The sequence below is a fragment of the Streptococcus sp. Marseille-P7376 genome (assembly GCF_902460385.1).
In the GTDB taxonomy this organism is placed as follows: Bacteria; Bacillota; Bacilli; order Lactobacillales; family Streptococcaceae; genus Streptococcus; species Streptococcus sinensis.
Window position 1 is genome coordinate 64,901 of the sequence record NZ_CABPTS010000004.1, and the last position, 24,414, is coordinate 89,314.

General features: G+C 40.9%; 23 protein-coding genes. All 23 read left to right on the forward strand.

The window, feature by feature from the left end:
* Positions 1 to 27: 27 nt before the first annotated feature.
* The 23 genes from FZ952_RS03905 (at position 28) to smc (ending at position 24,414) form a co-directional block, all read left to right on the forward strand.
* Positions 28 to 462, forward strand: coding sequence for a single-stranded DNA-binding protein (locus FZ952_RS03905; RefSeq protein WP_148880683.1), 435 nt, complete (start codon positions 28 to 30; stop codon positions 460 to 462).
* A gap of 272 nt (positions 463 to 734) precedes the next feature.
* Positions 735 to 992, forward strand: a complete 258-nt coding sequence (locus tag FZ952_RS03910; protein ID WP_148880684.1) for a hypothetical protein — start codon at positions 735 to 737, stop codon at positions 990 to 992.
* Positions 985 to 4,134, forward strand: a complete 3,150-nt coding sequence (locus FZ952_RS03915; protein WP_148880685.1) for a VirD4-like conjugal transfer protein, CD1115 family — start codon at positions 985 to 987, stop codon at positions 4,132 to 4,134. Before FZ952_RS03910 ends, FZ952_RS03915 begins: the two co-directional genes overlap by 8 nt.
* Before the next feature lie 98 nt (positions 4,135 to 4,232).
* Positions 4,233 to 4,715, forward strand: a complete 483-nt coding sequence (locus tag FZ952_RS03920) for a lipoprotein (protein WP_148880707.1) — start codon at positions 4,233 to 4,235, stop codon at positions 4,713 to 4,715.
* A 117-nt stretch (positions 4,716 to 4,832) separates the two neighbouring features.
* Positions 4,833 to 6,965 (forward strand): pLS20_p028 family conjugation system transmembrane protein, encoded by a 2,133-nt coding sequence (locus FZ952_RS03925; RefSeq protein WP_148880686.1) that lies wholly within the window; start codon positions 4,833 to 4,835, stop codon positions 6,963 to 6,965.
* Positions 6,966 to 6,970: 5 nt separating this feature from the next.
* Positions 6,971 to 7,261 (forward strand): BRCT domain-containing protein, encoded by a 291-nt coding sequence (locus FZ952_RS03930; protein ID WP_037616731.1) that lies wholly within the window; start codon positions 6,971 to 6,973, stop codon positions 7,259 to 7,261.
* A gap of 233 nt (positions 7,262 to 7,494) precedes the next feature.
* Entirely contained in the window at positions 7,495 to 7,800 is a 306-nt protein-coding gene (locus FZ952_RS03935) for a DUF5592 family protein (RefSeq protein ID WP_037616729.1), read from the forward strand.
* The gene (locus FZ952_RS03940; RefSeq protein WP_037616727.1) at positions 7,800 to 8,447 is read left to right on the forward strand and encodes a hypothetical protein; all 648 of its coding nucleotides are present in this window, start codon (positions 7,800 to 7,802) and stop codon (positions 8,445 to 8,447) included. The genes FZ952_RS03935 and FZ952_RS03940 overlap by 1 nt, the downstream gene beginning before the upstream one ends.
* A 10-nt stretch (positions 8,448 to 8,457) precedes the next feature.
* Positions 8,458 to 10,407, forward strand: a complete 1,950-nt coding sequence (locus FZ952_RS03945) for a virulence factor (RefSeq protein WP_148880687.1) — start codon at positions 8,458 to 8,460, stop codon at positions 10,405 to 10,407.
* Between the two features lie 17 nt (positions 10,408 to 10,424).
* Entirely contained in the window at positions 10,425 to 10,682 is a 258-nt protein-coding gene (locus tag FZ952_RS03950) for a hypothetical protein (RefSeq protein ID WP_148880688.1), read from the forward strand.
* Between the two features lie 13 nt (positions 10,683 to 10,695).
* A complete protein-coding gene (locus FZ952_RS03955; RefSeq protein ID WP_148880689.1) occupies positions 10,696 to 12,039 on the forward strand; it encodes a CHAP domain-containing protein in 1,344 nt (447 codons plus the stop codon).
* Positions 12,040 to 12,052: 13 nt separating this feature from the next.
* Positions 12,053 to 12,637 carry a hypothetical protein gene (locus tag FZ952_RS03960; RefSeq protein ID WP_037616719.1) on the forward strand — a complete coding sequence of 195 codons (585 nt, stop codon included), beginning with the start codon at positions 12,053 to 12,055 and terminating at the stop codon, positions 12,635 to 12,637.
* Positions 12,638 to 12,774: 137 nt separating this feature from the next.
* Positions 12,775 to 13,593 carry a ParA family protein gene (locus tag FZ952_RS03965; protein ID WP_037616717.1) on the forward strand — a complete coding sequence of 273 codons (819 nt, stop codon included), beginning with the start codon at positions 12,775 to 12,777 and terminating at the stop codon, positions 13,591 to 13,593.
* Complete coding sequence (locus FZ952_RS03970; RefSeq protein ID WP_037616715.1) at positions 13,593 to 13,871, forward strand: hypothetical protein; 279 nt, start codon at positions 13,593 to 13,595, stop codon at positions 13,869 to 13,871. Before FZ952_RS03965 ends, FZ952_RS03970 begins: the two co-directional genes overlap by 1 nt.
* 11 nt (positions 13,872 to 13,882) lie before the next feature.
* The gene (locus FZ952_RS03975; protein ID WP_148880690.1) at positions 13,883 to 14,266 is read left to right on the forward strand and encodes a replication initiator protein A; all 384 of its coding nucleotides are present in this window, start codon (positions 13,883 to 13,885) and stop codon (positions 14,264 to 14,266) included.
* A 4-nt stretch (positions 14,267 to 14,270) separates the two neighbouring features.
* The gene (locus tag FZ952_RS03980; RefSeq protein ID WP_037616710.1) at positions 14,271 to 14,594 is read left to right on the forward strand and encodes a hypothetical protein; all 324 of its coding nucleotides are present in this window, start codon (positions 14,271 to 14,273) and stop codon (positions 14,592 to 14,594) included.
* A gap of 213 nt (positions 14,595 to 14,807) precedes the next feature.
* A complete protein-coding gene (locus tag FZ952_RS03985; protein ID WP_148880691.1) occupies positions 14,808 to 16,136 on the forward strand; it encodes an ISLre2 family transposase in 1,329 nt (442 codons plus the stop codon).
* Positions 16,137 to 16,659: 523 nt separating this feature from the next.
* Entirely contained in the window at positions 16,660 to 17,361 is a 702-nt protein-coding gene (gene yycF, locus FZ952_RS03990) for a response regulator YycF (RefSeq protein ID WP_037614514.1), read from the forward strand.
* Complete coding sequence (gene vicK / locus FZ952_RS03995) at positions 17,354 to 18,718, forward strand: cell wall metabolism sensor histidine kinase VicK (RefSeq protein WP_062199865.1); 1,365 nt, start codon at positions 17,354 to 17,356, stop codon at positions 18,716 to 18,718. The genes yycF and vicK overlap by 8 nt, the downstream gene beginning before the upstream one ends.
* Positions 18,711 to 19,511, forward strand: coding sequence for an MBL fold metallo-hydrolase (locus FZ952_RS04000; RefSeq protein WP_062199863.1), 801 nt, complete (start codon positions 18,711 to 18,713; stop codon positions 19,509 to 19,511). The genes vicK and FZ952_RS04000 overlap by 8 nt, the downstream gene beginning before the upstream one ends.
* A 172-nt stretch (positions 19,512 to 19,683) precedes the next feature.
* A complete protein-coding gene (locus FZ952_RS04005; RefSeq protein WP_062199861.1) occupies positions 19,684 to 20,043 on the forward strand; it encodes a YbaN family protein in 360 nt (119 codons plus the stop codon).
* A gap of 145 nt (positions 20,044 to 20,188) precedes the next feature.
* Positions 20,189 to 20,878: a ribonuclease III gene (gene rnc, locus FZ952_RS04010; RefSeq protein WP_062199859.1), complete on the forward strand. Its 690-nt coding sequence runs from the start codon at positions 20,189 to 20,191 to the stop codon at positions 20,876 to 20,878.
* Positions 20,878 to 24,414 (forward strand): chromosome segregation protein SMC, encoded by a 3,537-nt coding sequence (gene smc / locus FZ952_RS04015; RefSeq protein WP_148880692.1) that lies wholly within the window; start codon positions 20,878 to 20,880, stop codon positions 24,412 to 24,414. Before rnc ends, smc begins: the two co-directional genes overlap by 1 nt.

A 24,414-nucleotide genomic window follows, 5' to 3' on the forward strand; every position in this document is an offset into this window, starting at 1 on the left:
GAAAGAAGAAAACTAGGAGGAAAAAATATGCAACAATTTATAGCGAACGGACGTGTTTCAGATATTCCAGAAGATGCAGTTGGAAGAACTGCTAATGGAAACATTAGTTTTAAGTTTGATTTCGCCTGTGATTCCAGTTTACAGGGGAATGATGGAAAACCATTAACTAGCTTCTTTCATGTACAAGTGTATGGCAAACAAGCTGAAATTATGGCACAAAGCCTATCAAAAGGCTCTCCTATCCTGGTAAAAGGAGAAATTATTCAGCGGACTTATACAAACAGTCAGGGACAACGTCGGAGTTATCAATATATTGCTCCAAGTCAACATGATGGCATTACTTTTTTAGAAAGTAAAGAGGCAGCAACGAGACGAAAACAAGGGAACTGGAATCCGTCTCAGCCTGCAACTTCTCAAATTTCATCTTATCCAGAACCAGTAGATGCAGATGAGCCATTCTAACTAAAAAATAGCACATGATGTTTATATCACGTGCTATTTTTGTGTGAGTGAATAATTTATCTACAGTATGCCAGAAACAGGTGCTGAGAAGACGATTCTGAGACGTTTTCAGCTAATTTTATAATCTCTTATGCATGAAATTATCTTGAATAAGAGATAAAAAGTTATATAACTTTTTGGATACTTGACATAACTTGTCCCCTTAATGCAGAGATTTCCATTATCTCTTACACTAGTAATGTATTATAACAAAATTGGAAAGGACATTATTTATGACAAGAAAACAAATAGATGATCAGTCTGATGATTTGATGGCTGACTCACTTCAGGTTGAAAATTATTTGAAACAAGGTAGAAGCTGTCATCGATGGACGGTTCACCTGGGAATAGAGCAGGGAGTTTACTCTTATTTGGAGCGCTATCAACTAGCTTCACCTCAACTACAGTTCAAGATCTTTCTTTTTTCCAGTTTCTACGGAGCGAAGATCGACCACTTTTTAGAAGATATTCGAGGTGAACAATATGTTTAGTTGGCTAGAAGCTCTGTATTATACGCTGATCCAATTAGCTAAAGTGAATCGTTTCAATGCTTTTTTGTTGCTTAGTTTTGTGGGGTATCTTTGTTACCAGGGGATCAAGATCATCAGAAAACCTCTACTGAACGTTTTTCAGCTGATAAAAGGAGTTATAAATGATCGGGATATGATTAAGAGCCATCTTAGAAACAAGAGGAAAGAGCTGGCTCGTTTATGGGAAAATAGACATAAGATTGACTGGAAGTCAACTGGGAAAGACAAAGGTAAGCAGTCGTGGTATCTTATTAAACGACTTGCAACGATTATTCCTTCATTTCTGTTTCTGCTATTAGGAAATATTCTCTTTCGTCTCATTTATAAAATTCCTTTTGTAAAACAAGATAGAAAACGTTTTGACAAGGAAATGAAACCCTTGCTCTACTTCAAAAATTATCGTAGCTTTGTGTTTATGGGAATGGGATTCAGTTTGATAGCGTTTATTCTCACAAACTATCTGGTGACTGTTTTGAGGGCAGCTATTCGATTCCTTTATTTCTCAATTATGACTTTGAGAGATAATAGTCAAACTATTACTTTTAACGTGGATAGCTTGTTAGTTCAGAATCTATTTAACGTTAGAGTGTTTGTAATAGCGCCCATTCTAGCAGTCCCCATTTTTCTGATTGGACTAGTGGTTGCCTGGCGCTCTGCTTGGGTCAATTTTGAGCAATACCGTGATTATAACCACAATGAAGAGGGGGATGACCGTTTTGCGACGGTTAAGGAAATCCACCAGCAGTATAAGAAAGTACCAAATAAGACAGAAACTTATCCAGGTGAAGGGGGCGTTCCTGTTCTTCATGAGACGAGAAAGAATCTAACAGGATTAACGCTTGGCTCTCAGATGCTGTGGCAAAACCGTACCTTTAGCCGTTATATGACGAATGCGGAGAGGATTTTAGGACTGTTATCTACGCCTTCAGGGGACTATTACATTGATGACAGTACAACGAATATGCTTGGTGTCGGTATGACTCGATCTGGTAAAGGTGAGGGGCATATCACGACAACGATTGATATTAATAGCCGTGCAGCTATTCAGCCTTCTATGGTTATTGCGGACCCTAAAGGGGAGCATTATCAATCCTCTTATAAAACGATGCGAAAGCGTGGTTATGATGTGAATGTGCTATCTTTCCAAAACATGGACTGGTCAATGTCTAATAATCCTCTAGCTCTTGCGGTAGCAGTAGCGAAAAAAGGATACTATGAAATGACCCAAACCCGTGTTAATGCGGTTGCGGAAGCCATTTATCGGAAAACGAAACCTGGTAGCGGCAATGGCAATGCTAAATATTGGGAAGATACCTCTATTTCCCTCTTCAATGCGATTGCCATGGCTCTCATTGACCGAGCTAATGAAACCTTCAAGAATGGTGAAACAGATGCCTGGGACACGGTAACGGTTCGTAATATTGCTAAATTCTTAACTGACTTGGGTTCTGAAGAAGTCTTTGTCAATGATTTTGGAGAAATCGTTGAGAATCCAGATCGTGATCAACAAGTGAAGAAGAAATCCAAAATTACGGTTTACTTTGATAATCTTCGAAAGATTAACCAGGAACAATTTTCTAAATTTAGAGATATGGCCGATCTAAACTTTAGATCATCTGACTTTGCTTCTGAAGAAACTAAAGGGAATGTCTTCTCAAGCATGATGTCTGGGATTAACCTCTTCTTGCAAGATAATATTGCCAAGCTTACCTCTAAAAATTCCATTGACTTAGAGTCAGTTGGTTTCCCACGTCGTCTGTCCGTTAAGTTCCGCTCCAGTTCCAACGTTGCTATGCGTAATGAGTACGCTCATAAGACTGCTAAGGTTACGATTACCAGTCAGTCAACTTGGGGTAAAACAACTAGACACATTACTCACGTGAAAGAAGCAACAGCTCTTATTGATGGGGAAGGCTATCTTACCTATGTCATTGAACCCAAGTTGCCTGATCAGTTCTTGGTAACCATTGACTTTAATCATGGTAATAATGGTGATTCAAGTATTCGTAATAAGACCTTCCAATTCTCAGCTGAGAAAGTTTATCAGAAACGTGGCAAGGTTATTGCTTTGGATGAATACACGAAGAAACCAGTACTGGACCATATCAAGGTCACGGTTCTGAATAAACAAGAGGATGTCTTTCTTCAGGAAGAAGATATTGACTTGATTTATTCAGATAATCCTAAAGTGATTTACTTAGTGACACCACCAAACCGAACAGAATATAATAGTATCGTGTCACTATTTTTGGACCAGTTATTTAATGCCAATTATGAGTTGGCACTCTCAAATGGCCGTAAGTGTGTCAATCGGATTCTTCATATCCTTGATGAATTCACCAATATTCCTGCTATTCCTCACATGGATACGAAGATTTCTATTGGTCTTGGTCAAAATATCCTCTATTACCTCTGGATTCAAAATTTAGAGCAGTTAACAGATAAGTATGGAGAGAATACGGCTGAGACGATTAAAGAAAATTGCTCTTTGAAAATTTATGTTAAGTCAACTGAGCCGAAGACAAATGAGTACTTCAGTAAAGAATTAGGAACTCGTACCATCACACGTCGTAGACGCTCCAGCAATATCCTAGACGAAGCTAACCCTAATGTGTCTATTGAGAATCCTAAACAGGAGCTATTGACACCGACACAGTTAGCCAAACTCCAAGAAGGAGAAGCGGTTCTTCTGCGTGGGGTGAAAAGTCGAGATAATGCGGGACGCAAAATCACGACAGATCCAATTTTCTTACATGAGAAAACCAGTCTTCCTTATCGATACATGTTCCTTCAGGAAGAGTTTGATCAGTCAATGACTTTGGCGGATATACCAGTAGAGAGTGCTCATAGGGAGCTTGATTTGCAGGATATAGCGGTGGGTGCACAAAGTACCTTTGGAAAGATTATTGACTGGCGGATAGCTTTAACTGACCGCATGAGAACAAATGGAGAATCACCTAAATTAGCAACGAGAAAGCAACAATCGAAGCCTCTCGCTCAATCTCAGTTTACTTCTTCAGCTGATCTAACCCAAGCTGTCATCGCAGAAGTTTTTGATGAGGAAGAAGATGACGATCTTTTCTTTGTGGATGATGTTATCTAACGATATGACCAAAAAGTTATATAATAAAGTGTATAAACGATTGCTTAAAAATCAGTTTTCTGATATAATGAAGTCAAGAAAATCAAGGAGAATGGATGATGAACATGAAAAAGTGGTCTAGTTTTCTGACCCTCGGACTGGCCCTTGTTATGCTTGTGGCTTGTGGTCAAAAATCAACGGAAGATATTATTAAAACAGAGTTGAAAGATAGTTATACTGGGTATTCAAATTCTAAAAGTTATCAGGGATTAATGTTTATTGAGGGAGGAGACACTCTCACTTTCGACAAAAAAGAAAACAGTATTACAAACTCTAATGGAGAAAAGATTTATTTCTCAGTAATTCCTGAAGATGATATTCCATCTACTACTAAAGGAGTCATAACAAGTCTTGAATCTCAACTTAAAGGAACAGATAATTTTACAATTATAACAAGCAGTGAGAAGAATCCGACAATTAAAGATTCTGAAGGTGGCTATCAAGTTGCGTTATCAGACAGTGGAAAAACTATCCGAATTTTTGAACTTAGTCGAAGTCCACGTGATTATGGATATTATGATTTCTCAGGTAAAGCTAAATAAAAGAAAAAGTCTCATTTGAGGCTTTTTTCATTCTTCCTGTGACTTGTCCGCTTAATGCAGGAAATCTCATTATCCCTTATGATGAAGGTATCATAAACAGAAAGTGGGTACCTTCAGTTGACATACGACACTTATTCAGATCTGGTCAATGCCCTAGAAAAAGGTTTTCTAGATATTAATGGTAAGACCAACGGCAACATCACCGGAGAGAATGCGGAGAAGATGGCTTCCTTTTATAAATATTGGAGCAACTATTTGGATTCGACTCCAGCTTTTCTTTCCTTCCTAGCTTATATTCCAGGCGGTATTGCTAAAGCTTTATACTCGATTACTGTTAGTCTGGAACATGTTTTTAATAACATGTTCAAACTCTTTGGACTTTTTGGCTACTTAGGGGATAGTAATACTGTTATTGGGCAGTTCTTTTACTGGTTTCAGGTAATTGGAACAACCTTATTTACCTTGATTCTAGTTGTCAGTGCTATTACAGGTGTTTTCACGAAACCTGTTAAATATAAAGGGGTGATTACCAACTTCCTTTTGGTCACGATGGTGACAGCTGCCTTACCATTGGCGCTAACAACCATTTCTTCTGTTGTTGCTCAAGATGCCATGAACATTCAAACAGTCTCAAGCGAAGCACCTGAAGGGAGTAAGAAATACTCATCTTTAGCCATCCAACCGATGAAGAACAATGTGGTGGACCTAAAGGTCTTGATTGACAACGATTTTTCAACGGAACTGTTTCCACTGGATAACTTTGGTTATATCAAACCTCCGAAAGAAGGTTCTACTCCAGTCAATAACATTACAGATAGCACCGATAAACGAGATACGTCCGATTTTGCGACACGGATCGATTTTGGGGCAACCTATGGAGCTTCTAACTCAGATTTATTAGATGATATGGAAGGTAAGTATAAAAAGAAATTTGGAGTTAATGGTATAAAAGGTTTGTTTCTTCATAAGTTAAATTCTAATCAGACAGGCGTTGAAACGATTACTGAACATAGGATTGTGGGGCAATTAAACGCTTTTGAATCTATTTATATGCGGTACAAAGTTAACTGGATCGGGATGTTCATGCAGTATATCATCCTGATTGTCTTGTTGATTGCTATGTCAATCAAATTAGTAAAATCCGTCTTTGATATTATCATCCAAGCCATGATTTCCCCGCTCCAAGGCTATTCTTCACTATCCAACTCTAAGAAGTATAAAGAGCTGTTACGAACCATGGGTGGTGCTATAGCAGGTATTTTCTTTGAAGTGGTAATTATGCGGGTGACTCTTGAGATTTGTCGAGATCTACCAACTCTATCTGTATCGGCAATAACGAAGCTCTCAGGTGGTTTCTTCGATGGCCTTAGCATGTGGGAACAATGTTTGGCAGCTTGCCTTGTTTATATCGGACTTTTCTTTGCGGCCATGCAAGGCGTTTCTATGATTGAACGCTGGCTTGGTGTGTCAACGGGTCACAGTGATACCGCCCAACAACTCATTGGAGCCATGATGGCTGGTCAAGCCTTTGCTACAGGAGCAGGTGCTATTGGTCATGCGGCTATGGGACTTGGTGGCTTTGGCATGAATGTCGCAAGCAAAGTTCCAGGAGCTGTTGCATCAGGTAGTAAGGTACTCGGAAATAGTCTTGCAACAACGGGTGGTGGCATTCGCGGTGCCTTCAATGCAGTGAAAGACCAAGGAATGGCGGGAGCAGCCAAAGGTGGTTTGAGTAATATGTATAGTGCTGCCGACCTGATGGGGAAAGAGGCTATTGGGAAAGTCAAAGACTTTGCAGGAGGCATTGCTGATCATATTGATCAGAAAGAACAAGCTGGCCATGATGCGGTGTATCGTGGATTGAAAGACCATAGTTTTAAGGATTATCCTCAACCTGTTTCGCCATATGATCCAGATGCTTCGGCAGGATTTGATAGTCTTGGAACTATCTCAGATGAGGCTGGACCAACTGGTGGAGGGATTACAGACCCTACGGTATCTTCTACAGAGCCTTCAGGTGAAGCATTTTCTGGTATTAGTGATCCGACAGCACCAGCTAAAGAAATTCCTATCCCAAATGCGACTAAGGATATTCCTAAAAAACCAAAAATAGACTCTCCATCAAAACGAAACCTCCAACAATCCATGCACCAAATGAACTATATGAACCAACAAATGCAGCAGTCCGCTCAGCGCATGCAAGGTCAATCACACATCAGAGGGGCTGAAATTGATGAAAGTGATGAGTAAGGCTCATGATTGATGTTGCTGGTAAGATCATTGTGATTACAGGAAGTTTACGTCCGATGACACGACAAGAAGTGACTGTCTTTTTAGAAAATCAAGGAGCTGTTGTCCAAGGCTATGTTTCTAGTCAAACGGAGATTCTACTGGCAGGTCATAAGCAGTTAAATCTCTTTGAACCGGATAAGCGTTCTAAGAAGTATGAGGCAGTTCTCGCTCGAATAGCGGAAGGACAAGAGATCACTATTTTGTCAGAAGATGTATTTTTCAATATGGTAAAAAATCTCAAGTGTGATAGGTAGTTATTGGTGTTTACGTTTTTTTCAAAAAAAGGCAAACTATTAACATTGTATGTTTCATGTTAACAAAAAGGAGTTTCAAGTTCATCTTGAGGCTTCTTTTTTATATACAAAGATATATAACTTCTTATGTAACATCAACATCTTAAACATTAGCTAGAATTGATTTGTCCCCTTAATGCAAAGAATTTCATTATCTCTTATGATGGAAGTATCAATGAAAAGGAGTTGATTAGATGGATGAGAAATATGGTGTCCCACGGGACATTTATGCCAAAGTCAAAATTATAGGGTTAGTGATGGCTGATATTGTTTTTGTAGGCGGATCAGCTGTGGCAGCCGTGTCTATTGGAACGAAGATTTTTCCAACGAGCCAGTGGCCGCAATTACTTGCTTTTGTGATTCTAACACCGTTGATGTGTCTGTATCTAGTTTTACCGACAAATGGTGGAAAGAAGAATTGGAATAGTATGTTCCTCTTTTTTAGAAGACGCCGCAAGCGCTATGTCAGCCTGAATTATCATAGAAAGGAGAACCATTAATGGCTATTAAACAAACGCAAATGAGGCCTAATGCGAAGCGACCATTAGGTCGAAAACAAGAGAATAAGAAAGGCAACCAGGAATATTTTGACCTCCATTCCTGTGTGGAATTGCTGGATGTGAAATCCATTATTGATAATCGTCAAGCATACATCCAGTTAGTCGATTATGGTTATCTTCAGCTGATGGAGATTCCAGGAAAGGACTTAGGGTCGCTCTCTTACAATGAAATCAGACGGACTATTGATAATTTTGAAAAATGGTTAACGGACTTCAATACAGATATTCAGATTGAAACAACGACCCTACCAACCAATACAGATACACAAATGATGGACCTCCGCCATCATTTGAGTTTGGTGCGTCAAGAAAAGGCAAAGCTATTACCTGACTCACGTCGCTACTTGCAGTTGCATGATCGTGAGATGATTCTCATAAATGAGCTTCAGGTGGAAGAGAGTATTCAACAGGAAATCTATAACACAGAATTTATTCTGTGGCTCTTTGCCCCAACGACGAGCGAGTTAGATGACTTGGTTCGCAAAGCTAAGTCTTATGGCAATAATGATTTTGTTCCTCAAGAAATTACCCGAATCAAGAAGGAACAAATCATAAAGCAATTTAACAATATGAACGAAAAAGTGTAAGGAGAAGAGTATGCCAGAATTATCAAAACGCAGACAGCGGCAGCTAAAAGCACAAGGGTATGACCTCGCTTTTCTCAGTCGGATTCAACCACAGGGGAATATTGATTTCAAGAAAGATGACCGCTCTTGGATGAGTGGAGACGGATATCATACTGCCCTTCATTTTTACGAGTATCCATCAGAAGATTTAGATCGTTTTTGGCTATCAGATCTTATGTTAATTCCTGGAACTCGTTCGTTCTTATCGCTTTATCGAGCCAACAACAAAGAGCTGAAGCAAGAGATTAAGGATTCCATAGAAGAAAAATCGACGCGTATTACAAGTAACAGTAAAATCGTTGATAATCAGCAAGAATTAGATGAAATCAAGGATCTTACTCAGTTAGATCGAGATATTAAAAAGAAGAACATCGCCATGTTGGGGATGTATGTGCGCAACTATTCTTCAGCCTCAACGAAAGAAGCGCTTTTCAAGAAGGTGGAGGATATTAAAGATAAGACGTCAAACTTCAAGTCAACCATTCTCTCAGGAGAATTGGACTTTGAGTATCATGCACCCTTTATTCCAGCACAATATCAAATTGATTTACCTAATCACAGACGTGGGATTCCCATTAGAGCGCATGACCTAGCAGGTGGCTATTTCTTTAATCATACCAAGCTAGAAGACCAGCGAGGAGTCTATTTGGGCTGGACCCCGACGAAAGGGGCCGTCAATTTCAACTTCTTAGAACGAGATGAACGCAGGACGCGTTCCTTTATGATTCTCTCAGGCAATCCCAAAATGGGTCAACGCTCCTTTCTTTTAAAACATACAGACGGACTCTATGCAAAAGGGAACTACATTCGTAACTTCGACGCTAACGGGACATTTCTTGATCAAACCAGACAACAGCACGGTCTCATTTTAGACTTATCGGGAGAAGCCAATCGCATTAATATGTTTCAAGTTTTTCCAACTGTAACGAATGAAGAAGGAACGGCTATAGATAAGAAAAAATCTTACAACCTGCATATTCAGAAACTCAAGAGTATCTTCAAACTACTGAATAGTGAAGCGACTGGCGATGACTTAACGACCTTTGGTGATATGCTAAATGAATTCTACATTGAGGAAGGCTTATGGGCACGCAACCCTAAACTCAATCCAGAGAAGTTGAAAGCTACTGATTTAGTCAATGAAGAGTATCCCATTTTATCAGACTTTATTTTGTTTGCGGATGACTATAAACGTAGTCTCATGATGCAAAGTAATCCTGATGAGATTGAGATCAAATCCGTTAACCGTATTTACAAAACATTCAATGAACTGTTAACAACAAACGAAGAAATGTTTGAAGGGACTACAGAGTTCCAGGATATTTCTTCTGAACAAGTGGTAACCTTTGACTTTTCAGGTCTAAAAGGGACACCACATTTGCTTAATGCTCAAATCTTTTCAGTCCTCTCCTTGGTCTCAGCTGATATTGTAAACAACGGCAAACGCTGTAAACAACTACTAAAATCAACCCCCAATCTAACAGAGATGGATATGGAACATTACATTGTGAACATTAGTGAAGCGCAAACTCTTATCAATCCCAAGTATGAAAGCAGTGTGGAATTACTAGCAGATATGATTGATTCCATGGGAGAAAATTTTGCAGGGGTTGTGTTATCTGTTAACTCCCTTAGAGGAATCCTATTTGAAGCTGGCGCAGGAAATCATAAAGACCCTTACGTCACATCTGTGCAGCGTATCTTTGGACTCATGCAATACCGTGTGTTTGCGCAGACAGACGAAACAAGCATTCCTTTGCTTGCCAATGCCCTAGCAGGTTCGATGAATCAATCTGAACTTGAGACCTTACCACGCTTAATTAAGGGTCAGTTATTTATGAATATTGCAGGAGTTGGGAATTTAGTCTTTAACCAGCAATTATTAACTCCAGAAGTACAACGCTATGGTGGTATCCAGTAGAAGGAAAGGAAAGTTTTATGTCGCAAAAGAACAATCAACTCGGCTATTTCGGTCGGAAAAAACAAGCGTTTGATGAATATGTGTTGGTTACGAAGGCTAAAATGAAAGCAGAACGGGATTATTTTGCTTCTGAAGGAGAATCGGATCCAAAACGGTTGGCTGCTCAAAAAGCACGCGATCAAGAGTTCCTAAAAAGTCTGAAGAAGGTAGGAATTGGCTTTATTGTTTTCTTAATCTTCTATGCCATTATAAAGACGATTTTAGGCTTATGGTAGAAAGAGGGATGATGTGAAAAAAGTCGTTTTCTTGAAAATACTGCTTCCACTAGTCTCTGTTGTCTTTCTGATTAGTGTGGGAGTTACCATCCTAGCAGGTATTTTAGGAGCCGTTAGTGGCACACAGACAAATTGTACGACAGAGATCTCAACTTCAGCTTCTACCAATTCCTCTATTTCTTCAGGTGATGGTTCTATTGATTCCTTTGTAAAGGAACACAAAGAAGCCTATATTCTTTCCTGGAAAGCAGGTGGCTTCTTGCCATCTGCGTCCATCACGCAGACCATGATTGAAAATGGGTTTAACTTCTCCAATCCTAATGGCACATCGTTTTGGCAAGCACACAACATGGGAGGCGTTAAAACCTCCAGTAAGAGTAACTTTCCAGTCACAATTGCGACCTATGGAGAAAATAGTATCGACTTATCTGGAACCAAACCAGGAGCTAATGTCGGAGATGGGACCGGTGGTGCTTATACCTGGTTTGCTAGTTATGATGCAGGGATTGTGGGGAAAGCTGAGTTCATGGCTCACCAAACCCTCTATACAAAAGCCATCAATAACACTGATGGTATCGCAACTCTTTCTGCCATTGCGGACGGTGGCTGGGCAACTGACAGCAGCTATAAAACCAAGTTGGTTGATATGTACAATACGCTTGGGAAAAAGTATGAGTGGTTGGATAAAGAAGCTATTAGTGCTCATGGAGAAAAGCCCTATCAGGGCGCCACATCTTCACCTGGAGATAGTGGTCCATCTGATACTTTTACCAGTAGTAAGAGTAAGGATTGTAGCAATTCATCTTCAAATGGTGCTACTGATGGAACAGGTCAAGTTCCATCTGATGCGACTGCATGGGGCTATAGTCCTGATAATCTTCCAGACAGCTTGAAGCAATATATTATCGATCCAAAAACGCTTGGTATGGAGTATGCTGGTTCTACAGGTTGGTATGTCACAGGTAATGGACCAGGGCTTGATGGGCAATGTGTAAACCTAACCATTAGTCTTGGAAATCACCTCTGGGGGCATTCAGGATCCGTTAGTGGAAACGGGAAAGATCAAGCAGCTGCTTGGGCTAATATCTTTGGAAATGTCGTTAAAACGACACCTAAGAAAGGCGCTATCTTCTCGACTCAGAATGGCGGCGGTGGCTATGGCCATACAGGGATTGTCTGTCATGTCTTTGAAAATGGCTCAATTTTGATAGTAGAGCAGAACACACCCCTAAGTGGCTGGGATTCCTTTAAAAAACCATATACCTGGAACTATCGTATCTGGAGCCCAGAACAGCAAAGGGCAGAAATCACGACCTTTGCTTATCCAGACGGTAAAGCCCCTAAACTCGGAAAATAAAAAGGATAGATCAATGAAAGAATGGATAAAAGAAAATATGATTTTTGTAATGGTGATTAGCTTATTACTTCTTTTTTCAGGAATAGCTGTTTACAGAAATTTCACCAGCAACAAACCTGAAAATTCTCAGACGGAACACACAAGACCTTCAGAGTCTAAACCTTCTTCAGTAGCTGAGCCAGAGACGGCTGACGAGAAGAACTATCGAACAGCTAAATTAAAGTTAGAACATCCCTATACAGAAAGCAGTGAGGAGCAGAAGCAACAAGTAGCAAAAGCATTTGAGGAGGCCATCAAAGCCATTCATCAAGCTAACCATCTGACAGAGGTCAAAGGGACGTTCGAGAATCATTTATCCATGAGTCAAGACGGGATGATTCAAACATTGGCGATGGCCATTCTAGTGAATCAGTACAGTTATCAATCTTCTAAACTAGAGGTGACAAGATCAGACAATGATGACGTTGTTCAGTTTTTGATTGTCTTGACGAAAGACGGAGAGGATAATTGTTATTTTGTCGGAAACTTCAATACAACAGTCCATCAAATCCAGCTGAAAAATTATGTTGGCGGTAATATCGGTGGCACTTTTGGATAGTTAACAAGAAGAAATGCACAAAAAGTTATATAACAATTTGTGTATTTTTTATTGACAAATATCATTATTTGAGATAGAATAAAGATATAAAAAGTTATATAACTATTTATCTAATAAATAATGATTGAGGGAGCCTTATGAAGATTCAAACAACAAACTTGGATAAGGGTGGTGGCGGAAAAAGTAGCCAAACCTATAATGAAGCAGATTGGCTGTCTAGAGTTATGGGGAAACGTGTCTTGTTAATTGATGGGGCTAGAGAATGTAATTTAACGCATTCCTTTGATGTGACGAGTGACAAAACTATCTATGATATTTTTACAACAGGTGAGTATGAAATTTGTCGTATCAACGATAATCTTAGTTTAATTCGTGGGGACGAACGGCTAACTGATGAAGAATTAGACCTCAACAGTCGAAATAATAAATATCTTCAGCTCTTTATGTGGTTCAGTGAGCATTATGATGAATTAGCCGAACAGTTCGACATTATCTTGATTGATACGCACAATGATGAAAGTTTAGTGACAGCTAACTTTATAGCCGTTTCAGATATTGTCCTGGGTGTAACGGATGCTTCTACAAATGGTTTTCGTGCCTGGTTAGCTCTTAAAAAGTTTGTGGACTATATTAAGAGTGAAGCAGTTGAGGTTATCACAAAGAAAAGCTATGTGAAAGCTGAAGCTTATCTTATTGGCAATAAAATTGAGTATTACGGTAACAACGTGACAGAAACCTGTAAGCAGTTTTTGGATGTTGTTCAGGAAGATGAAGCCTACCTAGGTTCCATTCAGAAGAAAGAACTGGTGGCTAAGAGTTTGGTGATTAACCAAAGTGTCTTTGAGCAACGTGAATCTATGACAACCAAACAAAAGGAAAATCATCAGAAGTTTTATGATAATATAGAAACTGTCTATCAAAATATCTTAACAGTACTGGAAGGAGAGACAGCCTAATGACAGAGAATCGCTTTGCCCAACTAAAAGAAACCTTTGACAAGGAGTCGCCTAAAAGACGAACCCCAATACGACGTAAAGAAGCAGCTCAAAAGTCACCTGATAGCTACAATAAAAAGGGTCGCTTCCCCTTCTCGCTGCATTATGATGTCCGTTATGATAAGTTAGAAGATTTGGTGGCTTATCATAGAGCTAAATCTGCCTCAGATTATTTGGAGAGATTGATCCTTCAGGAATGGGAAAAGATGCAGCGAAAACTGAAGAGTAAAGAAAAATAAGGAGTGCGACCATGGCTTATTTATCAACGTTATCCGATTTAGACCCATCATTGATAGATGCAGATTCTGAACAAATTTATATTCCTAAAGTCCTATTTGAGCATGATGACTTTAAGGGATTGAATTATAAAGAGATTTTGGTCTATTCTTTTTTGTTAGATCGTTTAAGAGAACCGTTAGATTTTATTCAAAAAGGCTATGATGACAATGGGGCTACCTATGTTCACTTTAGGGTTGAAGACTTATGTGAACTGCTCAACCAGGGTAAGACAACCGTTATTTCCCTGAAGAAAAAGTTAGCTCAATATGGATTGATAGAAGAAGTGAAATCAGGTAATAACCAGCCTAATCGTATCTATTTAACCGATAAATTGGTTCCATATATCAAGGAGTAAAGCTATGATTATTTTTGTTTCCATTAAAAAACTGGTTCAGACGTTCTGGTGGTTGATTGTGGCAATAGCGCTGTATATTTTTTATCAATCTATTGGGCTAAGCATGTTTTTCTTGTTAGTCATTGGACTATTGGCTTTGAAATTTGTTCCTGTTTTAGTATTACCGATTTTAATCATTGCACTAGGGGCTCATTTTTCAGGTGGCTTTTCCTTTATCGCAGACCTGATTGTCTGGGGCTTTTGGGGACTTGTTTCATGGCCCATTTGTTTTGCTTTTGCGGAGAGTATCCGTACCTCCATTGAACGAAAAAAGCAGGAAAATAAATAATATGAAAGAACCTGAGACAAAATAGTTCTCAGTCACAAAAAAGCTAGAGATTCCCAATGGCGGAACTCTAGCTTTTTAATTTTGAACCGTTCTCTTATTGTATTTAAGGAGATTATTGGCCATTTTTTTGGTGCCAAAATCAAAAGAAATTTGAAAAGCGATTAATGAATCTTTAAAATAGTTCTCGTTATTCTAATTTAGAGGAGAGAGGCAATGACAATCTTTGAAGAACGAGAGTTAAAAGAACAACTAATTGCACAAAATGCGACAAATTTCTATGAGTTTGTCTCTAAGTATGATGATCAGATGGTTCCGATTATGAAGGCCAGAGGCTATACCTGCATCCATTCTATGGAGCGTACGGTAGCTTTTACATTTGGAGAGTTTACTTTTCGCCGTCGTCGATGGAAAAAAGGAAATCAGTGGGTAGTCCCCGTAGACGAGGAACTAGGGTTAAAAAAGAATGTCCGGTTCTCCTGGGAATTCATGTACCAAATTGCTTATCTTTCTACGATGATGCCTTATGATAAGGTCATTAAAGCTGTTCAGATGGTCTATCACATTGTGATTACAAAGCCTACCGTTGTTAAAGCGGTTAAACTTTGTCATCATTTACTCAAAGAGCGGGAAGCCTATCGTTTTTTTGAGGAAGGGTTTCCTGTTGATAAAAAGCATGTCAATGTGATTTATATTGAAGGAGATGGAGTGATGGTCAAAGCTCGAGGAGAAGAATTAGATAATCGAAACGTTGATTTGTCTCATTTTGTGGTACATACAGGTAGTCAAAAAGTAGGGGGTAATCGTTTTGAGTTACAGGACAAAAAAGAATTTATTTCCTTAGACAATCGTCTGACTCGTGACAAAGTATTGGACTATCTTTATAATCATTTTGAAATAGACGAAGATACATTATTGATTACCAATTCAGATGGTGGCCATGGCTACACCCCTTATGTTTTCAAAGAGATTGCGAAAGCTCTTAAAGTGAAACGACATGAGCACTTTTGGGATAAATATCATGTTGACCAGAAGCTAAAGTCCTTTTTCAAACTTTACTCAGAGGAGCTCCTGGATAGTGCTTTTCAAGCAATTAAGCAGCACGATAAAGGAAAACTACGAATAGTTTTAGATACAACAGAAGCATTGGTTTTGAATGAAGAAGAACTGGCAGTCTTTGAAAGCTTCAAAAGAAAGCTGCTTAACAACTTTCAATACACTAAACCAGCAGAATTGAGAGGATTCAGTCATGCAGGGATTGGTGTGATGGAGTCACAGCATCGTAAGATTACTTACCGTATGAAGAAGCGAGGCATGTATTGGACGATACAGGGGGCTGAGACGATGAGTCAAATGATTGTCATGGCTTATGAAGGCGAGTTAAGAGAACTCTTTTTTGGTTCCTGGCGTGAGGATTATCAGCAGTATATCGATCTAGAGTCTTTTAGTGCTGGAAAAATCAAACAAGAACAGAATAAGAATAATAAGAGCTATGATGTTCAATCAGTTGGTCGCCTCAGATATGGCAAATATCGTAATATATAGATAAAAAGATAGATATAAAGTTATATAACAATAACCTTTGTGATAAAGGTCTTTTTGTGCTGTTTTTTATATAAAATACTTGCGTTGTGTGTTGGTGTGTGTTATAATTTAACTAACTTAATCGAATAAAAAAAGACGAAAGGTGCGCTAACACCTTCCGCCTTACCGAGTAAGAACTCGCACTTCTTACTCAGTCTCTAATTTATGATACAGGATAAACGTATCTATGTCAAGGGCTGAGCAAGAAATTGTTCAGTCTTTTTGATTACAACTCGGTGACAAGTTCTCCTTTTTCATACAGAATTGCCTATTCTAAAAAATTCTACCACATACGGTTTGACCCTTGAATTAGCCATTTTTAAGAAAGTTTGGTATAATATGTGGTATGATTGTAGTGATTTTATGTCGAATCGATTAAAATGATCCATAGGATGCTATTTGCAATAGAAGATAAATTAATGAAATGAGCTTCTAGTTTTTTGTTAGGATGGCTCGTTTCCTCTCAAAATTTTGTGGTGAATAAATGAAAAAAATATTAGTTGTTGATGATGAGAAGCCAATCTCAGATATTATAAAATTTAATATGACCAAAGAAGGTTATGAAGTTCTGACAGCTTTTGATGGTAAGGAAGCGTTAGAAATGTTTGAAGCGGAGCAGCCAGACATTTTGATTCTGGATCTGATGTTGCCAGAAGTTGATGGGCTTGAGGTTGCTCGGACCATTCGTAAGACTAGCAATGTCCCGATTATTGTGCTGTCTGCCAAGGACAGTGAGTTTGACAAGGTTATTGGTCTTGAAATCGGTGCAGATGATTATGTAACCAAGCCATTTTCAAATCGTGAATTACAGGCGCGGGTTAAGGCCCTTCTTCGCCGTGCAGATTTAATCATTGAGAGTCAAGCAGAAGATAGTGGACCAAATGAATTAAATATTGGGGACTTGCAAATTTTACCTAATGCATTTGTGGCTAAGAAGCATGGAAAAGAGCTGGAGCTGACACATCGGGAGTTCGAACTGCTGCATCACTTAGCAACGCATATTGGTCAAGTGATGACGCGTGAGCATTTACTTGAAACTGTCTGGGGCTATGATTATTTTGGTGATGTCCGTACAGTGGATGTGACCATTCGTCGCCTGCGTGAAAAGATTGAAGATACGCCAAGCCGGCCTGAGTATATCTTGACTCGCCGCGGTGTTGGCTACTATATGAGAAATAATGATTGAAGAAATTAAACAATTTGTAATCTCTGCGGATTTCGTCTTTGCTATCATTATTATCGGCTTCATTGTGGTCGTGGCCCTGCTTTTGTTGGAAAATCGCCGTGACAACCAAAAGCTTCTGCAGCTTAATCAGAAAATTAAAGATTTGATTTCTGGTGACTATTCAGAAGTGCTAGACATGCAAGGAAGTCCGGAAATTACAGATATGACCAATAGTATCAATGATTTGTCAGAAGTTATCCGCTTGACACATGAAAATCTTGAGCAGGAAACCAAGCGTCTGTCTAGTATTTTGTCCTACATGACAGACGGGGTGCTTGCCACCAACCGCCGGGGGCAGATTATTACCATTAATGATATGGCGACTAAGCAGTTGGGGGTCAAAAGAAGTGAAGTCCAAAATATGAATATTTTGGATCTGCTTTCAATTTCAGATGAATATAGTCTTCGGGACTTGATTACCAATGTTCCTGAATTGATTATTGATTCTCAAGATGAGAATGGGGAATATTTGCGCCTACGGGTTCGTTTTGCCTTGATTAGACGGGAATCTGGCTTTATATCAGGTTTGGTGGCGGTCCTGCATGATACGACCGAGCAGGATAAGGAAGAGCGGGAGCGCCGGCTTTTTGTTTCCAATGTTAGCCATGAGTTGCGGACGCCCTTGACCAGTGTGAAATCTTATCTGGAAGCCTTGGACGATGGGGCTCTGTCAGAGCCAATTGCGCCGGACTTTGTCAAGGTCTCACTGACTGAGACTAACCGGATGATGCGGATGGTGACGGATTTGCTCAGCCTGTCGCGGATTGATAATGATACCAGTCATCTGGAAGTGGAGTTGACCAATTTTACAGCCTTTATCACCTTTATCCTGAATCGATTTGATAAGATTAAAAATCAGGACGAGACCAAAAAATATGAGATTATCAGGGATTATCCGATTACACCAATTTGGGTGGAGATTGATACGGACAAGATGACTCAGGTCATTGATAATATCATGAACAATGCTATCAAATACTCACCTGATGGCGGCACCATTACCGTATCTGTGAAAACAACAGATGTACAGCTGATTCTCTCGATTTCAGATGAAGGTCTGGGGATTCCCAAGCAGGATCTGCCGAAGATTTTTGACCGTTTCTATCGAGTGGATAAGGCTCGCAGCCGAGCTCAGGGAGGGACTGGTTTAGGCTTGTCCATTGCCAAAGAAATTATCAAGCAGCATCATGGCTTTATCTGGGCCAAGAGCGAGTACGGCAAGGGATCTACCTTTACCATCGTCCTTCCTTATGATAATGATGCTGTCCGTTTGGATGACTGGGAAAATGAAGAAAATGTAGAAAGTGAACATGACTAAGGGATTTCAATATAGTATTCTGGCATCGGGTTCAAGCGGTAATTGCTTTTATCTGGAAACAGACCAAAAACGCCTGCTTGTTGATGCTGGTTTATCAGGAAAAAAAATTACGAGCCTTTTGAGTGAAATTGACCGCAAGCCGGAAGATTTAGATGCCATTTTAGTCACCCATGAGCATAAGGATCACATCCATGGCGTGGGAGTTTTAGCGCGTAAATATAACTTGGATATCTATGCAAACGAAGCAACCTGGCAGGCTATGGAAAAGGATTTGGGCAAGCTGGATGTTAGCCAAAAGCATATCTTTGAGCTAGGTAAAACCAAGACTTTTGGCGACTTGGATGTGGAGAGCTTTGGAGTCAGCCATGATGCGGCCTGTCCGCAATTTTACCGCTTTATGAAGGATGACAAGAGCTTTGTCATGCTGACAGATACAGGCTATGTTAGCGACCGCATGGCTGGAGTGATTGAGAATGCGGATGCTTATTTGATTGAGAGCAACCATGATATCGAGATTCTCCGAAGCGGTGCTTATCCGTGGAGTCTGAAACAGCGGATCCTGTCTGATCTGGGGCACTTATCCAACGAAGACGGTGCAGAGACCATGATTCGTACACTTGGTAATCGCACCAAGCGTATTTATCTGGGGCATTTGAGTAAGGAAAATAATATTAAGGAGCTGGCTCATATGACCATGGTCAATCAACTGGCTCAAGCTGATTTGCCAGTAGGTCATGATTTCCAGGTCTTCGATACTTCTCCTGATACTGCAACGCCTTTGGTAAATATCTAATCATCAGTCGCTCAGAAAGTTGGAACCGTGTGTTCCAACTTTTTTAGGATTGACAAGGATTGCTTTTTATGGGAAACTAGTTCTATGTTTTTTAGCCTGTTTTTTTATCCTAGAAAGGAAGCTAAAGAATAGAAATGAAGAACGACTATGAAAATGTATGTGAGGAAACCAAATGCGCCTGATTTATTTTGTGATTGCCTGTCTATCTTTGGCCTTAGGAGTCTTGGGAATGTTTTTGCCTGTCCTACCGACGACCCCATTTTTGCTTTTGTCTATTGCTTGCTTTTCGCGTAGCTCCAAGCGGATTGAAAATTGGCTTTATCACACCAAGATGTATCAAATCTATGTCGCAGATTTTCGGGAGACGGGTTCGATTGCCAAAGAGCGCAAGAAAAAGATTATCGTGTCCATCTATATCTTGATGGGAATTTCCATTACTTTCGCGCCTATTATTTGGGTAAAAATTTTCTTATTCGCCCTGACAATCTTTATTACTTATTACCTTTTCAAGGTCATCCCAGATAAGGAATAGGCTGGGAATTACGCTAAGAAGACAAGTAAACAAGTGCGTTGGCACTTGTTTTTTGGTATAATGGTAGATAGTTCACAAAGGACATCATTTTAGAAAGGACGGATTGGACTCATGCTCTGCCTTGGCTTAGCATGAAAAAGAAACTATGGAACATTTAAAAGATGCACTGCTGGAGCAGTTTGGACTGGTGTTTGAAGACAGCAGTCTGCTAGAGACCGCTTTTACTCACACCAGCTATGCCAATGAGCACCGCCTCTTAAAAATTTCACACAATGAACGCCTGGAATTTTTAGGAGACGCTGTTCTGCAGCTGATTATTTCTGAGTATTTATATAAAAAATATCCCAAAAAACCAGAAGGAGATTTGTCAAAACTACGCTCCATGATTGTTCGGGAGGAGAGTTTGGCTGGCTTTGCACGGGACTGTCAGTTTGATCATTTCATCAAGCTGGGTCGCGGTGAAGAAAAGTCAGGAGGTCGTAATCGGGATACCATTCTGGGTGACTTATTTGAGGCCTTTTTGGGTGCCCTCCTTTTGGATAAGGATGTGGAGACTGTCAAGGACTTTATTTATCAAGTCATGATTCCCAAGGTGGAAGCGGGTGACTTTGAGCAGGTGACAGACTATAAGACCAAGCTGCAGGAACTCCTGCAGGTTAATGGCGATGTGGAGATTGTCTATCAGGTTACAGATGAGACAGGGCCAGCCCATGCTAAGAACTTTGCTGTGGCTGTGTTGATCAATGGTCAGAAAGCAGGTCAGGGACAAGGCCGTTCTAAGAAACTGGCTGAGCAGGAAGCTGCCAAGGATGCATTTGAAAAGGAAAGTCACTAATGTTTTTAAAGGAAATTGAAATTCAGGGCTTCAAGTCATTTGCAGATAAGACTAAGGTGGTTTTTGACCAAGGGGTGACTGCAGTTGTTGGTCCCAATGGCTCAGGCAAGTCCAACATTACGGAGAGCCTGCGCTGGGCTCTGGGTGAGTCGAGCGTCAAGAGTCTGCGGGGCGGTAAGATGCCCGATGTCATCTTTGCAGGGACGGAGAATCGCAAGCCCCTCAACTATGCTTCGGTCGTTGTGGTTTTGGATAATCAGGACCAGTTTATCAAGCAGGCTGGCAAGGAAATCCGCGTCGAGCGCCATATCTATCGCAGTGGCGATAGCGAGTACAAGATTGACGGTAAAAAGGTCCGTCTGCGCGATGTCCATGACCTTTTCATGGATACAGGGTTAGGACGAGATTCCTTCTCCATCATTTCCCAAGGGAAGGTAGAGGAAATCTTTAACAGCAAACCGGAGGAACGCCGGGCAATTTTTGAAGAAGCGGCTGGAGTGCTCAAATATAAGACCCGTCGCAAGGAAACAGAAAGCAAGCTAGCACAGACTCAAGACAATCTAGATCGCTTGGAAGATATTATCTACGAGTTGGATAGTCAAGTCAAACCACTGGAAAAGCAGGCTGAGACGGCCAAGCGCTTTTTAGAACTGGATCAAGAGCGTCAAGAGCTCTATCTGGATGTCTTGGTGGCTCAAATTAAGTCTAATAAAGCTGATTTGACGGCAGCAGAGGCTGATTTGGAGAGCATCAAGCAGGAGCTGGCAGCCTATTATACGAAACGGGATGAATTGGAGCGTGAAAACCAAGAGATTAAGGTCAAACGGCAGGAAGTGAATCAAAAACTGTCTGACGATCAGGCCAGTCTTTTGGAGCTGACTCGTTTAATCAGTGATTTGGAACGCCAGATAGACCTAGCTAAGTTGGAGTCTAGTCAGGCAGCCAGCAGCCGTTTGGAAAATGAAGAACGTTTGGCTGGGTTGAGAGAAAAGAGCCAGCAGCTGACAGCTGATATTTCTTCCAAGGAAGCTCATCTAGCTGCTTTAGCGGTCCAGTTGACTGAAAATCAAGAGGCCATGAGCCAGTTGGAAGCAGAATTAGCGGACTTTTCAGATGACCCAGACCAGCTGATTGAAAATTTGCGGGATCGTTACGTCAAGCTTATGCAAGAAGAAGCGGATTTGTCCAACGACTTGACCTCGCTAGAAAATCGTTTGGAGAATGAGCGTAGCCAAGCTGCCAGCAAACAGGCTGAGTTTAGCAAACTACAGGCTGATTTAAAAGCTGGTAGGGAAGAAGAAGCGGCTCGACAGGCGGAATTGGAAGAGGCACAGGCTGCTCTCAGAGCCTTGCTAGATCAGTATCAGGAGCAGCAGGGGCAGGTTGAGAATTTGACGATTGCTTACCAAACTGAGCAGACCAGCATGTTTGCCCTGCTGGATGATTTGAAAAATAAAAAAGCCCGTACAGCCAGTTTAGAAGCTATCCTTAAAAATCATAGTAATTTTTATGCAGGTGTAAAAAGCGTTCTGCAGGAGGCTGATCGTCTGGGTGGTATTGTCGGGGCAGTCAGCGAGAAATTGAGCTTCGATCCTCATTACCAGACCGCTTTGGAAATTGCGCTGGGGGCAAGCAGCCAGCATATCATCGTTGAGGACGAGGGAGCAGCGACCAGAGCCATTGATTTTCTTAAGAAAAATCGAGCTGGTCGGGCTACCTTCCTACCTCTAACGACCATCAAGACTCGTCAACTCCCTGAACAAAATCAATCTCGAATTGAGGCCAGTCCGGGCTTCCTAGGTATAGCTTCGGAGCTGGTGACCTATGAGCCAGGTTTGGACAATATTTTCCAAAATCTGCTGGGAACAACCGCAATCTTTGATACAATTGAGCATGCGCGTGCAGCTGCCCGTCAGGTACGTTACCAAGTAAGAATCGTAACGCTGGACGGTACGGAACTGCGCACAGGCGGTTCTTATGCTGGAGGAGCTAATCGCAATAATAACACAATCTTTATCAAGCCTGAACTGGACAGCCTGCTTGGAGAAATGGAGCAGCAGTCCCAGAAGCTGAAAGTTCAGGAGCAGCAAGTCGAAAGTTTGCAGTCTCAGCTATCAGAGGCCAAGCAAGCCTTGGAAGCCATCAAGTCTGAGGGTGAGCAAGCTCGCTTGACGGAGCAAAGGGTCAAGTTGGCCTACGAACAGATTGCAGAGCGGGTTGCAGAACTCAGTCAGCTGGAGCAACTGCAGGAACAAGATTTGGCTAGCCAGACTGAAGCAGCAGACCTAGCTGAAAAGAAAAAAATGGAAGAGCGGCTGTCGGCTATCGAGGCAGCAAAAACAGCCATTACTGCTGAAATCGAGCAAGTCAAGTCAAATAAAAACGCTGTTCAGGATCGTTTCGATCAGCTATCGGCTAACTTGTCTGAACTGAAATTGAAGAGCACGGAGCAGACTTCTAGCCAGCGCTTTGAGAAGAATGATTTGTCACGTTTGCTAGAGGAGAAGGCTGCCTTGGACAAGGAAGTTGCTACTTTGCAGCTTTTGATAGAGCAAAAGGAAGAAGCAGTCAGCCAGAAGGTGGATATTTCTGTCTTGGAAGAACAGCTCAAAACTGCTCAAGAGAAAAAGACAGACTTGGATCAGAGTCTCATCCGACTCAAATTTGAGCTGGACGACTTAGAGGGCCAGTCCGAGGATATTCTGGGACATTTAGACCAAGCCCGTCAGCAAAACGAAAGTCTGATTCGTCGTCAGGCCAAGGCAGAGGCAGAAAAAGAGAAATTTTCAGATGCCTTGCGTCGTCTGCTGACCAATCTGACGGATAATTACCAAATCAGCTTTGAAGAGGCTGATCAAAGAGCACGCTCTTTGGAAAATCTTGCAGCTGCAGAAGCCCAAGTCAAAGACTTAGAAAAGGCTATTCGTGCTTTGGGACCGGTCAATCTGGAAGCAGTAGAACAATTTGAAGAAGTCAGCAACCGACTGAATTTCCTTAATAGTCAGCGGGACGATGTCCTCTCGGCTAAAAATCTCCTCTTGGAAACCATTGAAGAGATGAATGACGAAGTCAAGGAGCGTTTCCAAACAACCTTTGAAGCCATTCGTGAAAGCTTCAAGCTGACCTTTAGCCAGATGTTTGGCGGCGGTTCAGCGGACCTCATCTTGACAGAAGGAGACCTGCTGACAGCTGGGGTAGAGATTTCAGTTCAGCCTCCAGGCAAGAAAATCCAATCTCTCAATCTCATGAGTGGTGGGGAAAAAGCCCTATCAGCCTTGGCCCTTCTTTTCTCCATCATCCGAGTCAAGACTATTCCTTTCGTTATCTTGGATGAAGTTGAGGCAGCTCTGGATGAGGCCAATGTTAAGCGTTTTGGAGATTATCTCAATCGTTTTGACAAAGAGAGCCAGTTTATCGTTGTGACCCACCGCAAGGGAACCATGTCTGCAGCGGACTCTATCTATGGAGTGACTATGCAGGAATCAGGAGTTTCCAAGATTGTATCGGTCAAGTTAAAAGATTTAGAAAGTTTGTAA

What these genes read in the sequence shown, in the direction of transcription:
- FZ952_RS03905 (WP_148880683.1), top strand. Translation starts at nt 28, where the DNA reads ATGCAACAATTTATAGCGAACGGACGTGTTTCAGATATTCCAGAAGAT.
- FZ952_RS03910 (WP_148880684.1), top strand. Translation starts at nt 735, where the DNA reads ATGACAAGAAAACAAATAGATGATCAGTCTGATGATTTGATGGCTGAC.
- FZ952_RS03915 (WP_148880685.1), top strand. Translation starts at nt 985, where the DNA reads ATGTTTAGTTGGCTAGAAGCTCTGTATTATACGCTGATCCAATTAGCT.
- FZ952_RS03920 (WP_148880707.1), top strand. Translation starts at nt 4,233, where the DNA reads ATGAACATGAAAAAGTGGTCTAGTTTTCTGACCCTCGGACTGGCCCTT.
- FZ952_RS03930 (WP_037616731.1), top strand. Translation starts at nt 6,971, where the DNA reads ATGATTGATGTTGCTGGTAAGATCATTGTGATTACAGGAAGTTTACGT.
- FZ952_RS03935 (WP_037616729.1), top strand. Translation starts at nt 7,495, where the DNA reads ATGGATGAGAAATATGGTGTCCCACGGGACATTTATGCCAAAGTCAAA.
- FZ952_RS03940 (WP_037616727.1), top strand. Translation starts at nt 7,800, where the DNA reads ATGGCTATTAAACAAACGCAAATGAGGCCTAATGCGAAGCGACCATTA.
- FZ952_RS03945 (WP_148880687.1), top strand. Translation starts at nt 8,458, where the DNA reads ATGCCAGAATTATCAAAACGCAGACAGCGGCAGCTAAAAGCACAAGGG.
- FZ952_RS03950 (WP_148880688.1), top strand. Translation starts at nt 10,425, where the DNA reads ATGTCGCAAAAGAACAATCAACTCGGCTATTTCGGTCGGAAAAAACAA.
- FZ952_RS03960 (WP_037616719.1), top strand. Translation starts at nt 12,053, where the DNA reads ATGAAAGAATGGATAAAAGAAAATATGATTTTTGTAATGGTGATTAGC.
- FZ952_RS03965 (WP_037616717.1), top strand. Translation starts at nt 12,775, where the DNA reads ATGAAGATTCAAACAACAAACTTGGATAAGGGTGGTGGCGGAAAAAGT.
- FZ952_RS03970 (WP_037616715.1), top strand. Translation starts at nt 13,593, where the DNA reads ATGACAGAGAATCGCTTTGCCCAACTAAAAGAAACCTTTGACAAGGAG.
- FZ952_RS03975 (WP_148880690.1), top strand. Translation starts at nt 13,883, where the DNA reads ATGGCTTATTTATCAACGTTATCCGATTTAGACCCATCATTGATAGAT.
- FZ952_RS03980 (WP_037616710.1), top strand. Translation starts at nt 14,271, where the DNA reads ATGATTATTTTTGTTTCCATTAAAAAACTGGTTCAGACGTTCTGGTGG.
- FZ952_RS03985 (WP_148880691.1), top strand. Translation starts at nt 14,808, where the DNA reads ATGACAATCTTTGAAGAACGAGAGTTAAAAGAACAACTAATTGCACAA.
- yycF (WP_037614514.1), top strand. Translation starts at nt 16,660, where the DNA reads ATGAAAAAAATATTAGTTGTTGATGATGAGAAGCCAATCTCAGATATT.
- vicK (WP_062199865.1), top strand. Translation starts at nt 17,354, where the DNA reads ATGATTGAAGAAATTAAACAATTTGTAATCTCTGCGGATTTCGTCTTT.
- FZ952_RS04000 (WP_062199863.1), top strand. Translation starts at nt 18,711, where the DNA reads ATGACTAAGGGATTTCAATATAGTATTCTGGCATCGGGTTCAAGCGGT.
- FZ952_RS04005 (WP_062199861.1), top strand. Translation starts at nt 19,684, where the DNA reads ATGCGCCTGATTTATTTTGTGATTGCCTGTCTATCTTTGGCCTTAGGA.
- rnc (WP_062199859.1), top strand. Translation starts at nt 20,189, where the DNA reads ATGGAACATTTAAAAGATGCACTGCTGGAGCAGTTTGGACTGGTGTTT.
- smc (WP_148880692.1), top strand. Translation starts at nt 20,878, where the DNA reads ATGTTTTTAAAGGAAATTGAAATTCAGGGCTTCAAGTCATTTGCAGAT.